Consider the following 13,724-nt stretch of genomic DNA (forward strand, 5'->3'; position numbering starts at 1 on the left):
TAGGTCGTCCAAGATTTGCTCTAATTGCGCTTGGCCTCGTTCCAAAGCTCTTCCATCTCGTCGAGCGTTGCATCGGCGGGACTTGAACCGCGCCGCGCCAGTTCGGTCTCGATATACGAAAACCGCTTGCGGAATTTGACGTTTGTTCCGCGCAACGCCATTTCGGGTTCGGCGTCGACATGGCGGCCGAGATTGACGAGCGCGAATACGAGATCGCCGAACTCGTCGCGCACGCGATCCTTGTCCTCCCGTGCAAGGGCCGTTTTCAGTTCCGCCAGTTCCTCCTCGATCTTTTGAAGAACGGGCGCGGGCTCGCTCCAGTCGAAGCCGACGCGCGCCGCCTTTTGCTGCAGCTTGAGCGCCTCCGACAATGCCGGTTGCGCATGTGCGACCGTGTCAAGCAGGCCCGGTCGGGTCTTTTCCGGCAGGCCACGGGCGCGTCTGCGCTCTGCACGTTCCGCTTTTTCCGCCGCCTTGATCTCCTCCCACTGCAGCTTGACGCCTTCGGGCGTGTCCGCCTCGGAGACGGCAAAGACATGGGGATGCCGTCTGATCATCTTGCGGGTTATGGCGTGGACAACGTCGCCGAAGTCGAATTCACCGGCTTCCTCCGCCATGCGTGCGTGGAAAACGACCTGTAGCAGCAGGTCGCCGAGTTCGTCGCACAGATCGTCGAGATCGTTGCGTTCGATCGCATCGGCGACCTCATACGCCTCTTCTATGGTGTAGGGCCTGATGGTGTCGAAGGTCTGCTTGACGTCCCATGGGCAGCCTGTGTGCGGGTCGCGCAGCGCTGCCATGATTTCAAGCAGACGGCGTATGTCTTTTGATGCTTCCATGGAACCCACTCTAACCGTTTCGTCCCGCAAGACATGTCAAACAATCCGGCCGGCGATGCTGAATCCACAGCAGAGTCCGGTTGGGGCAGGGGCGTGGCATTGGCCACATTCAGCAGCAAGCGCAGCGGCTATGAATAACCGGACTGTCAGATAACGGAAAGCGCCCTGCGCGGGACCGTTTGAACCAATGGAGGAGGGGTTTATCTTGGCAACGCTCTATTCTGCAATCCGGCCGGATCTCAAGACGGGCGACGTCGTATTGTTCTCCGGAAAAGGGGGGCTGAGCGCCGGCATCAAATTCGCGACAGGATCGCCATGGTCGCATGTCGGGCTGGTCTATTACCTGAAGGAATACGATCTGATGGCGATCTGGGAATCGACGACGCTGACGACCTTTGCCGACCTCGACACCGGTGTGCCGCGCAAGGGCGTGCAGATCGTGCCGCTCAGCGAGCGGATCAAGACCTATGACGGCGAGGTGTCCATCCGCCATCTCAACAAGGCGCTGTCGTCGATAAAGCGCAAGCGCCTGGTATCCTTGCGCGAACGCTTCAAAGGTATCCCCTATGAGGAAAGCGAACTGGAACTCATCAAGGCGGCCTATGACGGACCGCTTGGAACAAACGAGCGCGATATTTCGAGCCTTTTCTGCAGCGAGCTCGTTGCCGAGACCTTTCAGGAACTCGGTATTTTGTCCACGACGCTGCCGTCAAACGAATATACGCCAGCGGACTTTTCCGACGACAAGTATAAACGCCTGCGCCTGATCAACGGCTTCGAGCTGGAGCCCGAGGTGGCGGTCACGATGTGAGCATGTCAAGCGGCTTTCAACGGCTGAGCAGCAGCCGCAGACCAAGCGCACTCAAGACGACCGACGCTATTCGGTCGATGTAGACTTTCGCCTTCAGATAGGTGTTCCTGGCTGCCGCGGTGCTCATGGCGAACGCGACCGCCGTGTAAAAACATATCTCCACCAGCAGGTGATTGAAAACCACGGCGGCGTTTTCGATCAGCGTCATGTCCTTCGGGAAAATAACGACAAGGACGGCCGCTGCGAAGAGTGCGGACTTGGGGTTGAAGGCATTGACCAGGAAACCCTGTCGGAACGCGTGCCTTGAAGGGGCCATGCCGACATCGATTTCATCCCTTGCGTCTCTCCACATCACAAAAGCGATATAGAGGAGATAAAGCGCGCCGAGGAGTTTCATGATCGCATAGGCCCAGGGCATGAGCTTGAAGATCGTTTCAAGCCCGAGCAAAGCCATTGTGGTCCACAGCGAAGCCATCAGGCCGAGACCGAGGCCGACGGCGATACCGGCCCTGCGGCCGGACCGCAATGTCGATTGAATGGATATCAGAAGGGCAGGGCCCGGACTGACAATGGCGACGATGAGCGCGATGTTGAACGCCAGCAGATGTTCGAATGTCATGGGAGTGAAACGCTCCGGCGTCTGTTACAGTTGTTCTATAAGCTTGTGGCTGTCGACGGCTGTCAAATCAAGGCCATAAGCGAGCCTCATCTGTTGTATGAAGTCCAGAGACTGTTCGTTGAAAGGCTGTTTTCCCTCAAAATTGTGCAACAGGATGCCTTCCAGCAGGTCGCCAAGGCCGACGCCGTTGCGTGCGGCGACGGCCTTCAGGACCTGCAATATACGCTTTTCTATGCGTACTCCCGTCTGAACGCGCTCCACCGTTCTTTTGTCGGCTGACATGTCATCTCTCCATCGGAAAGGTGTTTTATTATGCTTGGTACCATGGTACCAACTGAATGCTGAATCGCAAAGGAAAACCTGAAATGGCCGGGGAAAACTATCTGGGGACGGGGGCCGGGGTACCCTCCGGCAACACCGGCGGCATCGTTTGGGCGGTGATTGCGGCGGGTTTGTTTTCCGCGGCAGCGGCCATGGCCAAGATCGCGGTCAATGAATATCACGTGCTCCAGATCCTGTTCTTTCGTCAGCTCGTCATTTTCCTTTTTTCCATGCCTTCAATCGTAAGGTCTTTTCCGACGGGCCTGAGAACCTCGCGGCCCGGAATTCACGCAATACGCCTGAGCGGTGCCTTTGTTGCCCTGTCATGCGGGATTTGGGCGGTGTCCGTACTGCCATTGACGACGGCTACGACAATCACGTTTGCACAGGTGTTTTTTGTCGTCCTGTTCGCGATGATCTTCCTGAAGGAAGCGGTCGGGATTCACCGGATCGGGGCCGTTATTATCGGCTTTTTCGGCGTTTTGATCGCCATGCGGCCGGGCGTTGGCGGGCTGGTGACTCTTGCGGGCCTGATACCGCTTGCCAGTGCGTTGGGCGCGGCCATTGCTGTTGGTTTCGGTGCGCAAGCTGTCGCAGACCGAATCCACCGCGACATTGCTGCTCTATCAGGCATTGTTTGTCGGAATGCTCGCCGGTGTGCCGCTTTTCTGGTTGTGGGTCACACCCGATTTCACTGGCTGGCTGCTGCTGTTTTCGATGGGCCTTGTTGCGACGGTCGGTCAGTGGGCCGGCGTCAAGGCGCTGCGTTCCGGCGAAGCCAGTGTTGTCAGCAATATGGAATACACCAAGCTGATCTTCGCGACCGTCTTCGGGTTTGCGCTTTTCAGCGAGATCCCGGACCTGCCAACGATTGCAGGCGCGTGCGTGATCCTCGCCTCGTCGGCCTATATCTTCCATCGTGAAAGACTGCAAAGGCCGCGCGATTAGCGCGCCGGGCTGCCGGTTCGGAACTGTGTCCGGTTTTCCAGGCAGCGGGCGACTGTACACAGCGCCGTAAAAAGATCGCATAAGATATATTATGGAACTAATTGATATCTGTGTGTTGGGCTGAAAGCCAAGCGCCAAGCCGCGCCCTGACGTCCGGATCAAGCGCAATGCCGAAGTGATTGAGATTATCAATCACCTCAGCGTGTTTGCCCAACCGGTTGAATAATATGTGGTTCTTGAGCATTGGCCTCTTAACGCGTGACGCCGACGATCTCAGCGCCCGCTGCTGCGCACAGCGATTTCGGTTTGACGCTGAACACGCTGTCGGGACGTCCGGCCGCGGCCCACACAACCGGATGGGTCAGCAGGCTCTGGTCCATCAAAATCCGAATCGGGTTGATGTGGCCGATGGGCGCGACGCCGCCAATGGCAAATCCGGTTTCGTTGCGGACCTTGCGCGTGTCGCACCGTTGAAGCTTAAGGCCGTAGCGCTGTTCGATCAGCGCCAGATCGGCATTTTTATTACCTGGAACAAGTAATAATATAAGTGCCTCTGTTTCGGCATTCTCGAAAACCAGCGACTTGACGATTTGCGCGACGGAACAGCCGCACGCGTCGGCTGCTTCCTGTGCGGTACGGGTCGACTGGTCCATGCGGACAATGTCGATCTCGAGCCCGAGCGCCTCGGCGGCACGGCGCACCCGTTCGATGCTCGACAATTTGCCTGCAGCGCCGTCCGGTGTATTCACGCGTCAATCTCCACTGTCTGTTCAATGACCATCATGTCGTATGCGGGTTCCACATGATCGGGCGTTTCGCGCATGACAGTATCGTAGTCGAGCGGAATATGCATGTGTGTGAGAACGGCTTTTCCGGGTTTGAGCCTGTCGATCCATTCAAGCGCCTGAGACAGTGACAGATGGCTCGGGTGCGGACGGTACTGCAGGGCATCGATGATCAGAACGTCCAGATCCGAAAGCCGCTCAACGGTCGCCTCCGGGAACCCGCTGGCGTCGCTGCAATAGGCCAGATTACCGATCCGAAAACCGAGCGAGGTGATGTCGCCATGCAGTTGTTCGAACGGAAGCAGGGTCAGCGGGCCCCCTTCCCCGTCGACAACAACCGGATCGTTCCGGTCATTGATGTAATTGCCTCTGACGATCGGCGGATAATTGCTTCCGGGCGGCGTCTTGAAGCAGTAACTGAACCCCTCAAGAAGCCGGGCCATCGTCTTTTCGTCGGCATAGACCGGGATGCGTTTCTTCTGTTCGATGACAAAGCCGCGAATATCGTCGATACCGTGAATATGATCCGCATGCGGATGACTGTAGACGACCGCGTCGAGCTTGCGGGCGCCGGCGGTAACCATCTGCGTGCGGAAGTCGGGCCCGGTATCGATGACGACAACGGTGCTGTTTCCATCCGGGCCGATTTGCTCGACCAATAGAGACGCCCTCAGGCGCCGGTTCCTGGGATTGGCCGGATTGCAGGCACCCCAATCGCCGGTGATGCGCGGAGAGCCCGGGGACGAGCCGCAGCCAAGGACGGTGAAACGCTGCGTAACCCTCATGCTCCGGCCACCGGATGCGGCACCTTGGAAAACAGGCGAAAGAAGTTTTCCGTCGTCTGCCGGTGAAAATCCTCCTGCGGCATTTCGAGCGCCTGCGCGAGGATATTCGCCGTGTGAACAACAAATGACGGTTCGTTGCGCTGGCCGCGATGCGGCGGCGGCGCAAGATACGGCGCGTCGGTCTCGACCAGGATCCGCTCGATCGGCAATTGTCGGGCGATATCCCGGATCGCATCGGATTTCCTGAAAGCGGCGATGCCTGAAAAGGACACATAGCCGCCAAGCTCCACTCCGGTGCGGGCAAGCTTCTCGCCGGAGGAAAAGCAGTGCAGAACGAAGGGGAAAGCCCCCCTGCCCGCTTCCTCGGTCAGGATCGAAATCATATCGTCATCGGCATCGCGGGCATGGATCACCAGCGGAAGCTGCGCCTGGCGCGCGGCGGCGATGTGCGTTCTCAAACCCGCCGCTTGGGCATCCCGCGGCGCATTGTCATAAAAATGGTCGAGACCGGCTTCGCCGATCGCCACGACCTTCGGATGCGTCGCGTGATCCACCAGTTCATCGGCGGTGACATCGAGCTCTTCGTCGGCATTGTGCGGATGCGTTCCCACCGAGCAGTAGACACTGTCATACCGCTCGGCAATCGAACGCACCCGATCGAAATTGGCGACCCGCGTGCAGATCGTCACCATCAGTTCGACACCGGCCGCTCTGGCGCGTTCGATGATGTCATCGCGCTCGCTGTCAAAATCCGGAAAATCCAGATGGCAATGGCTGTCGACCAACATGAAAGCTAACCGCCCTGCTCTGCGTCCACATAGCGCGGGAAAACCGGCTGCGGCTTGGGCAGATCGGAACCGCTTATGAGGCGCCCGGCTTCGCCCAACCGGTTAAAAGCCCGGTTTTCCTCGGCCACCGAGAGAATGTCGAGCAGTTTTGCAGCTGCGTCGGGCATGAAGGGCTGGCAGAGGATTGCCACCTGACGGATGACCTCGACCGTCACATAGAGCACCGTCTCCATGCGGGCCGGATCGCTCTTCTTGAGCGCCCACGGCTCCTGTCCGGCAAAGTAGCGGTTGGCTTCCGAGACGGTCGCGAAGATGTCCGCAAGGGCGGTATGGATCGCCTGGCGGCCCATTGCCTCACGCGCCTTGTCCAGCAGTCCGTCGGCTGCGGCCATGATGGTCCTGTCCGCGTCGGTCAGCGTGCCGCATTGCGGAACCTTTGCGTCGCAGTTCTTGGCGATCATCGACAGCGAACGCTGGGCCAGATTGCCGAGATCGTTGGCGAGATCGGAATTGATACGCCCGACGATCGCCTCATGGCTGTAATTGCCGTCCTGTCCGAATGGCACTTCGCGCAGGAAGAAATAGCGCACCTGATCAAGGCCGTAATGCTCGACCATCGTGAACGGATCGACGACGTTGCCGACCGATTTCGACATCTTTTCACCCCGGTTGAACAAAAAACCGTGCGCGAAGATGTGCCTCGGCAGTTCAATGCCGGCCGACAACAGGAAGGCGGGCCAGTAGACCGAATGAAAGCGGATGATGTCCTTGCCGATGATGTGCACGGCCGGCCAGTATTTCCAAAGGGCGTCTGACGTGTCGGGATAGCCGAGCGCGGTGATGTAGTTGGTCAGCGCATCGACCCACACATACATCACATGCCCCTCATCGCCCGGCACCTTGATGCCCCAGTCGAAGGTCGTGCGCGACATCGACAAATCCTTCAGTCCGGATTTGACAAAGGCGACGACCTCATTGCGACACGAGGACGGGCCGATAAATTCGGGATGGTTCTCATAGAGCTCCAGCAAGCGCTCCTGATAGGCGGAGAGGCGGAAGAAATAGCTGTCCTCTTCAACCCATTCGACGGGCGAGCCCTGCGGACCGTAGCGTATGCCGTCATCACGCAATTCGGTCTCGCTTTCCTGGTAATAGGCCTCGTCCCGCACCGAGTACCAGCCGGCATAGGTGTCCTTGTAGATATCGCCGGCAGCGACCATCTTCTCCCAGATCGCCTGACTGGCCCGATGGTGCCGGTCTTCGGACGTGCGGATGAAATCGTCGTTGGAGGCATTGAGAACCTCGGCCATCCGCTGGAATTCCGCCGCGTTCCGGTCCGCAAGTTCGCGCACCGGAACGCCCTCGTTGCGTGCGGTCTGGAGCATCTTCTGGCCATGCTCGTCCGTACCGGTCAGAAAATAGACATCCTTGCCGTCGCAGCGCTGGAAGCGCGCCAGCGCATCCGTCGCGATCAGCTCATAGGCATGGCCGATATGCGGCTTGCCGTTGGGATAGGAAATGGCCGTCGTTATGTAGAAGCGGTTATTATCGCTCATTTCGTTCTGTCACTTGTGCGGGTGATGAATGCAGCCGTCATACGGCAAAATGACCGCGCTGGCTATGCCGCCGGCATTCGAAACAGCGAAGAAAAAACCGACAAAATCGTCTGCTTGCGGTCAAGGTTATAGCCCTCGGCTATGGCCAGCTTTTCCTGAAGGTCGCTGGAAACGGACGACCAGTATTGGGCGGTGTGCAGATCGCCCGCCGCGGCGGCCTTGTTGGCCAGGGCCACAATCCGGTCCGCCGCATAGCCGGTGAAAAATGCATAGGCCGTTTCCCGGTCGCGCGCCGTCATGGAATCCGCCAATGTATGGATCGCCTTTTGCGAGCGGTCCGGCCCGTCCCGCAGGATCTGCTCAAACATGTCGGCGATTTCCAATCCGCCATAATTGAGCAGCAGGATGGCGTTGGAGAGGCTCCCTTTCGCGTGGCTGACAACCGCGTCGACGGTCTGCGGCTCCTGATGGTCGGCAAGGCCGAGATGCTCGATGCCCTGCTTCACTTGCGCATCGCTCAAAGGATCAAGGCGCAAAGGCATGCAGCGCGAACGGACGGTCGGCAAGAGTTTGCCCGGCGCGTGGGAGAGGACCAGAAACAACGATTTCCTTGGCGGCTCTTCGAGGATTTTCAGGATCGCATTGGCGGCCGACCGGTTCATATCGTCCGCCGGGTCGACAATGACGATGCGCCAGTTTCCGCTCCCCGATGTCTGGGAGAGAAAGTGCCCTGCCCTGCGGACCTCATCCACCGTTATGGCGGACTTTATGCGCCCCGACTTCGGATCGAGCGGGCGGGCCAGATGCAAAAGGTTGTGGGATGCACCGCCGGTGACCTGCCGAAGCAGAGGCGTATCGAGATCAGGGTCTTCCAGGATCTGCGGTGCCGTGTCCGGGTCCTCGTGTGTCAGGATATGATAGGCAAAACGGTAGGCGAGCGTCGCCTTGCCGATCCCTTCCGGACCTTCAAGCAGGACCGCGTGGTGCAGGTGGCGTGATCTGTAAGCATCGGCAAGGAATTTGGATGCCTGCTCATGCCCGAAAAGCCGCGTATTGCTGGCGGGCGGTATCGCGCCGTCGAGCACGCCGGTGTCGTTGGTCATGGTTCCGGATCTCCGGTCTCCGCATCGCTCCGCAGGAGAGCCAGCACGCGTTTCTCGATATCCTGCGCGATCGCATCCGCCGGCTGGTTTCCGTCGACAATTTTGCAGCGTTCCGGCTCGCGCCTGGCGATGTCCAGGAACGCGTCGCGCCGCTTCTGATGCACGGCGAGCGATTCCTTTTCATACCGGTCCGGACCCGATCCTTTGCTGCCATTGCGCTTGACGGCCCGCGCCAGCCCGACCTCCGCCGGAAGGTCAAGAATGATCGTCAGATCCGGCACCATGCCGTTGATCGCCACACGTTCAAGCGCTTTTACGAACTCGGGCTCGAGATCGCCGCTCACGCCCTGATAGACACGCGATGAATCCATGAACCGGTCGCACAGGACGATCTTGCCCGCCTCCATCGCCGGGCGAATCAACTCCTCGACATGATCGCTGCGGGCGGCGGCGAAAAGGATTGCTTCCATGCGGACACCGAATTCCTCGGCCGCGCCGGAGAGCAGGACGTGCCGTACGGCCTCGGCGCCCGGCGAGCCCCCGGGTTCGCGTGTCATCACGACCTCGAAGCCCTGCGCGCGAAGGGTTTCGGCGAGATATTGTATCTGCGTGGATTTTCCCGCGCCCTCCCCGCCCTCGAATGTAATGAACCGACCCGTCAAAAATCCGTCACCCTCGCGATTTTCGCGTCCGTTATTACGGGTGTTTTGACCGGTCGTCCAGACAATCTGCGATACGGCCGTGTCGACGTCGGTGAGCTGCCGGAACGCGTGCCCTTAAAGCCAGAACAGCATGAGTTCCTGCAACGCGTCGAGTGCGCGTTTGTGCAGCGGCCCCTTGGGCACGGACTCCGCGGCATAAAGCGGCGTCTGCTGGCTGAGCGTATCGCCGACCCAGACATTCAAGGTGCCGACCGGACTGCCCTCACGGACCGGGGCGGTCAAAGGCCAGTCGTAAACGATCCTGGCCTTCAGACGATCCGATTTGGCGATCGGCACAAATATGCTGACCGGCCCTTCGGCCATCAGGTCGATCCGGGAGCGTTCGCCGCCATAGACGGAGGCTGCGCCTACGACCTCGCCGGCTGCGAAAAGCTCGCGCCGCTCGAAACTGCGCAGGCCCCACTCCAGCATCTTGCGGGCCTCCTGGGCCCGTTCCTTGATGCTGCTCATGCCGCTCATGGCCAGAAACAGACGCCGGCCCTTGCGTTCGATCGAGCTGACGATGCCGTAACCCGACGCCTCGGTGTAGCCGGTCTTGAGCCCGTCGACGCCGATATTGGAGCGAAGCAACGGGTTGCGGTTGCGCTGGATTATATCGTTCCAGGTGAAATCGAGTTCGGAATAGATCGGGTAATATTCCGGATAGGACTGCTGGATGTGCCGGGCCAGCAAGGCCAGTTCGCGGACCGTGACCCGTGCCCTCGGATGCGGCAGGCCGGTGGAATTTCCAAAGACCGATTTTTCAAACCCCAGTTCCCTGGCCCTTTCCGTCATCATATCGGCAAAGACCTCTTCCGAACCCGCCATGCCTTCGGCGATGACGATGCATGCATCGTTGCCGGACTGGACAATGACGCCGCGCATGAGGTCCGACAGGCTGATGGACGAGTTGATCTCCGCGAACATCGTGGACGTTCCGGATATTGCGCCGCCGGTGCGCCAGGCGTTCTCGGAAACCTCGAAGGTGTCTTCGAGGGACAGCTCCCCGTTCTTCAGCGACTTGAAAACCAGTTCCATGGTCATCAGTTTGGCGAGCGATGCGGGCGGTATGAGATCGTCCTCGTTCTTCGCGAACAGGACTGTGCCGGTCTCGGCTTCGATCAGATAGGCTTGTTTTGCTTTCGTTTCAAAGGCTTGCGCGTTTGCAACGTTTGGAATGAAGGCCACCGCCATCAGCGCGGCAACAACAAATAACGGTCCATAACGATGAAACATGAACACCGAACCCCTGACTACGCAACACCCTTGGTCAAAGGTTAGCAATCAAGCAAATGCCGATCAACGAAGATTGGTCGGAAGGGTTAAGCGGTCACAGATTTCCGCGTTTCCACGACGCAGTTATCATTTCGTCTGTAAGAGTGTTGCGGCCGGACAGAAGAACACGGAACGGCGTGTCAGACTGCTGTTCGACGCGTCTTTGCGCATAGGACGAAAGCGCCTTAAGCCTTTCTTCCCCGCGCGCAAGTGCAGGCACGTAAGACGGTCTTTCCCGCGGAACCGGTCCGATATCGGGCAATGCGACTTCTATCGTTCCGGGCAGACGAGCGCCCTTCACGACCAGCGTATCGCTTGGCGGCGCCAGCGCGAAGCCGGCGGACGGCGCTGCCGAGGCGACCTGCACCTCTTGTGAAGCGAAGACCGAGGTAATGGGTTTCCTGGGCTTGTTAAGCGCCAGCATGACGCCCGACCGGCCTGTGCCCTCCGTATCGATGGGGGTCCGGCGGCCGTCCTTGGTGAAGGATGCCGTCAGGTAGCGCATGTCCCGTCCGTCCATGCGGGCCTTGCCGATATACTGGACGCGGACCTTGGCGACGCCCTCGCGCTTCATGTCGAGCACATCGGCGGTCTTGCTGGAAACGTCGATGATGCGCCCTTTCGCGAATGGGCCGCGGTCATTGACGCGCACGACGACGGAATGGCCGTTCGTCAAATTGGTGACGCGGGCGTAGCTCGGCAACGGGAATGTCGGATGGGCCGCCGAGAGATGGTACTGGTCATAGATCTCGCCGTTCGCGGTCAGCCTGCCGTGAAAATTCGGGCCGTACCAGGACGCGTAGCCGCGCTTGTCGTAGTCCTTTTCCTCCTTGGGATGGAACCACTGGCCTTTGATCTTGTACGGTTTTCCGATCTTGTAGGTGCCGCCGCCCTTCGGGACCTTCCTGGAAACCGTGACGCGCTTGCTGGCCGACACGCCGTAGTCTTTCGACTTGAATTTGGTCTTCGTATTGATGTCGGCCCGGTTCTCCGGGCTGCCGCCGCATGCCGAAAGAGCGATGCCGCCGGCGATCAACAGGCCGATATGAAACAATCTCCCGGAAATGCCGATCCGACCGCAGCCGTTTGTCTGCCCGCATCTGGTTTTGGCAAAACCGTTTTGCATCGATTTATTCATTCCGATATTGCTGAACGCCGGACTGAGGGACTGGATGACGACATTTGGCTTATTTCCCAATGCTTTGATAACAGAGAAGGCATTGCGAGCCAAGACCGGCCGTTACAATGCCAGAAAAACCCGTCACTGGCATTAAATGCGGGGCATTTGATTCGAATTGCTCGCACTGTGGTTAACCGGTCATTAATCCGCTCGCCGGCATCCGGTTCACGTCGAATTTTTTCCGGCCCGTCTTGCAAATCACAATGACATATCGCAAGAAGGCGCGACCGGAGGAGTGGCCGAGTGGTTGAAGGCACCGGTCTTGAAAACCGGCAGGCGGGAGACCGTCTCGTGGGTGCGAATCCCACCTCCTCCGCCACCCTGGAACATAAATGCGAACGCCGTTCGCCGCCGTTTCCGCGCCATTTGAAGACGTCAGCAGCCTCAACAGCTCATTGTGCGAGCCCATGATGCGGACTTCGTGCTCGGCGACCTCGACTCGCTGCGCGAACGCCCGCAGATGGTCGCGCCGAAATCCGCCGTCCTTTCCACGAATCCGGCGGCGGGCGACGGAGACGAATCTTGTCAGTTGCATCGGCGTGAGACTTTGGCCCGTGGTCTCGATGGCGGCCCTCGCACGTTCGGCGTCCATGCGCGCCTGATCGCGCGTCGCCTTCAATTCCTCGATGCGTTCTTTCAGCGACGGATCGTCGAGATCGGCGACGCCGCTTTCGATGGCGTCGTAAAGACGCTTCAGGCGCTGTTCGGCTTCCGCTGCCCGTTTGGTGAGTTCATTCGCCTGCGCTTGCCGGCGTCCATCCCGTTCCTCACGGCGGTCGAGATGCGCGGCAAGCATGTCCTGTACCCGGTGCGGATCGAGCAACCGATGTTCCAGATAATCCGCCACCAGATGATCGAGCCGATCCATTTGGATCGTGCGGCCCTTGCAGCCGGTCTTGCCCTGCCGGGCAGCCGTGGAACAGGTGTAATAGCGATAGTGCTTCGCCTTGCCGGAGGTGCGCAGTGTCATGGCGCCGCCGCAGTCGGCGCAGAAACAGATGCCCGTCAGCAAGGTCGGCCCGCTGACGGTCCGACCAGGCGTCACCATCGGCGCGCGTTTCTTGAGAAGCTGCTGAACGGCGTCGAAGGTTTCGCTATCGACAATCGGCGGTACGGGAACCGTCACGACCTCCGCGGTCGTCTTCGGCGTGCCGTCCTTGTAGGCCTTCCCCCATTCGTGCTCGCCGATATAGGTCCGGCGCGTGAGGATTCGATGCACCGTGCCGACTCCCCAGCGTCCGCCGGTGCGGGTGTAGAGCTTGCGTTCGTTGAGGTACTTCGCGATCGATTTCACGCCCATGCGTCCGGAGTCGCCGTCGCCTTCCAGCGCCAGTTTGAAGATCAGCCGGATCGTGTCGGCGTGGAGCGGATCGATCTCCAGCACCTTCTTCACCTTGGCGCCGCGCTTTTCGGCCTCGACGACGCGGTAGCCCACGGGCGGCAACGACCCGTTCCAGAAGCCCTGACGGGCGTTTTCCTTCAGCGCCCTGAGCGTATGCTTGGCGTTCTCCTTCGACTGATACTCGTCGAACAGCGCCATGATCTGCCGCATCATGACGTGCATCGGATCGTCGCCAAGCTCCTGCGTCATGGAGACCAGCTTGACGCCGTTCTTCGCCAGCTTGCGGACGTAGAACTCAAGCTCGAAATGGTCGCGGAAGAACCGGCTGAAGGAGTGGACGACGACGATGTCGAAGGCGGCGGGCTTCGACGTGCCGGCCTCCATCATCCGCTGAAACTCCGGTCGCCGATCATTGGTCGCCGACGCGCCTGGCTCGACATAGGTCTCAACCAGTTCATAGCCGCGCGCCTCGCAATAGGCTTCGCCCTGACGCCGTTGGTCGGGGATCGAGACGTCATGCTCTACCTGCCGCGCCGTCGAGACGCGCAAGTAAAGCGCGGCGCGCTGTTTGACGGTTGATTGTTGTTCACTCATGCCGCTTTGCTCAATGCTTTCTGGACCGCTTTCGGATCGCGGTCGATGACAAGCAGATAGGCGCGCGCCGGGCCTTC

Annotated in this window: 14 protein-coding genes, 1 tRNA gene and 2 pseudogenes; 4 read left to right on the forward strand and 13 right to left on the reverse strand. The window is 59.6% G+C overall.

All coding sequences use genetic code 11. From position 1 onward, the window contains the following. Window positions 1-20: 20 nt before the first annotated feature. Complete coding sequence (gene mazG, locus AC5E6N_RS18755; RefSeq protein WP_491749245.1) at window positions 21-839, reverse strand: nucleoside triphosphate pyrophosphohydrolase; 819 nt, start codon at window positions 837-839, stop codon at window positions 21-23. Between the two features lie 205 nt (window positions 840-1,044). Between mazG and AC5E6N_RS18760 the strand changes: the two genes are divergently transcribed. Continuing rightward, a complete protein-coding gene (locus AC5E6N_RS18760) occupies window positions 1,045-1,650 on the forward strand; it encodes a YiiX/YebB-like N1pC/P60 family cysteine hydrolase (RefSeq protein WP_491749246.1) in 606 nt (201 codons plus the stop codon). A gap of 16 nt (window positions 1,651-1,666) precedes the next feature. Here the strand turns inward: AC5E6N_RS18760 and AC5E6N_RS18765 are convergent, their stop codons facing one another. Then, the gene (locus tag AC5E6N_RS18765; protein WP_491749247.1) at window positions 1,667-2,269 is read right to left on the reverse strand and encodes a LysE family translocator; all 603 of its coding nucleotides are present in this window, start codon (window positions 2,267-2,269) and stop codon (window positions 1,667-1,669) included. 24 nt (window positions 2,270-2,293) lie between these two features. Beyond that, window positions 2,294-2,551, reverse strand: a complete 258-nt coding sequence (locus tag AC5E6N_RS18770; protein ID WP_491749248.1) for a hypothetical protein — start codon at window positions 2,549-2,551, stop codon at window positions 2,294-2,296. A gap of 191 nt (window positions 2,552-2,742) precedes the next feature. On the opposite strand from AC5E6N_RS18770, the pseudogene AC5E6N_RS18775 reads away from it, so the two are divergent. Then, window positions 2,743-3,021 (forward strand): annotated as a pseudogene (locus AC5E6N_RS18775) (DMT family transporter); the annotation flags it as partial. Here the strand turns inward: AC5E6N_RS18775 and AC5E6N_RS18780 are convergent. After that, complete coding sequence (locus AC5E6N_RS18780; protein WP_491749249.1) at window positions 2,914-3,177, reverse strand: hypothetical protein; 264 nt, start codon at window positions 3,175-3,177, stop codon at window positions 2,914-2,916. The pseudogene AC5E6N_RS18775 and the gene AC5E6N_RS18780 sit on opposite strands and share 108 nt — an antisense overlap. Here AC5E6N_RS18780 and AC5E6N_RS18785 point away from each other — a divergent pair. After that, complete coding sequence (locus AC5E6N_RS18785; RefSeq protein WP_491749250.1) at window positions 3,155-3,538, forward strand: DMT family transporter; 384 nt, start codon at window positions 3,155-3,157, stop codon at window positions 3,536-3,538. The two genes, AC5E6N_RS18780 and AC5E6N_RS18785, sit on opposite strands and share 23 nt — an antisense overlap. A 251-nt stretch (window positions 3,539-3,789) precedes the next feature. On the opposite strand, the gene AC5E6N_RS18790 is transcribed toward AC5E6N_RS18785, so the two are convergent. The 8 genes from AC5E6N_RS18790 to AC5E6N_RS18825 all read right to left on the reverse strand — a co-directional run bounded on the left by AC5E6N_RS18790 (window position 3,790) and on the right by AC5E6N_RS18825 (window position 11,657). After that, window positions 3,790-4,287 carry a YbaK/EbsC family protein gene (locus tag AC5E6N_RS18790; protein WP_491749251.1) on the reverse strand — a complete coding sequence of 166 codons (498 nt, stop codon included), beginning with the start codon at window positions 4,285-4,287 and terminating at the stop codon, window positions 3,790-3,792. Then, a complete protein-coding gene (locus AC5E6N_RS18795; protein ID WP_491749252.1) occupies window positions 4,284-5,108 on the reverse strand; it encodes an MBL fold metallo-hydrolase in 825 nt (274 codons plus the stop codon). The genes AC5E6N_RS18790 and AC5E6N_RS18795 overlap by 4 nt, the downstream gene beginning before the upstream one ends. Continuing rightward, window positions 5,105-5,896, reverse strand: coding sequence for a TatD family hydrolase (locus AC5E6N_RS18800; protein ID WP_491749253.1), 792 nt, complete (start codon window positions 5,894-5,896; stop codon window positions 5,105-5,107). The genes AC5E6N_RS18795 and AC5E6N_RS18800 overlap by 4 nt, the downstream gene beginning before the upstream one ends. 5 nt (window positions 5,897-5,901) lie before the next feature. Continuing rightward, a complete protein-coding gene (metG, locus tag AC5E6N_RS18805; protein WP_491749254.1) occupies window positions 5,902-7,452 on the reverse strand; it encodes a methionine--tRNA ligase in 1,551 nt (516 codons plus the stop codon). A 62-nt stretch (window positions 7,453-7,514) separates the two neighbouring features. Further along, entirely contained in the window at window positions 7,515-8,555 is a 1,041-nt protein-coding gene (locus AC5E6N_RS18810) for a DNA polymerase III subunit delta' (RefSeq protein ID WP_491749255.1), read from the reverse strand. Further along, a complete protein-coding gene (tmk, locus tag AC5E6N_RS18815) occupies window positions 8,552-9,217 on the reverse strand; it encodes a dTMP kinase (protein WP_491749256.1) in 666 nt (221 codons plus the stop codon). The genes AC5E6N_RS18810 and tmk overlap by 4 nt, the downstream gene beginning before the upstream one ends. 114 nt (window positions 9,218-9,331) lie before the next feature. After that, entirely contained in the window at window positions 9,332-10,492 is a 1,161-nt protein-coding gene (locus tag AC5E6N_RS18820) for a D-alanyl-D-alanine carboxypeptidase family protein (protein ID WP_491749257.1), read from the reverse strand. Window positions 10,493-10,586: 94 nt separating this feature from the next. After that, a complete protein-coding gene (locus AC5E6N_RS18825; protein ID WP_491749258.1) occupies window positions 10,587-11,657 on the reverse strand; it encodes a septal ring lytic transglycosylase RlpA family protein in 1,071 nt (356 codons plus the stop codon). 283 nt (window positions 11,658-11,940) lie between these two features. Here AC5E6N_RS18825 and AC5E6N_RS18830 point away from each other — a divergent pair. Continuing rightward, window positions 11,941-12,030: transfer RNA gene (locus AC5E6N_RS18830), tRNA-Ser, on the forward strand. A 525-nt stretch (window positions 12,031-12,555) separates the two neighbouring features. On the opposite strand, the pseudogene AC5E6N_RS18835 reads toward AC5E6N_RS18830, so the two are convergent. Continuing rightward, window positions 12,556-13,647 (reverse strand): annotated as a pseudogene (locus AC5E6N_RS18835) (recombinase family protein); the annotation flags it as partial. Window positions 13,648-13,724 lie beyond the last annotated feature (77 nt).

This window comes from Hoeflea sp. (assembly GCF_984452065.1).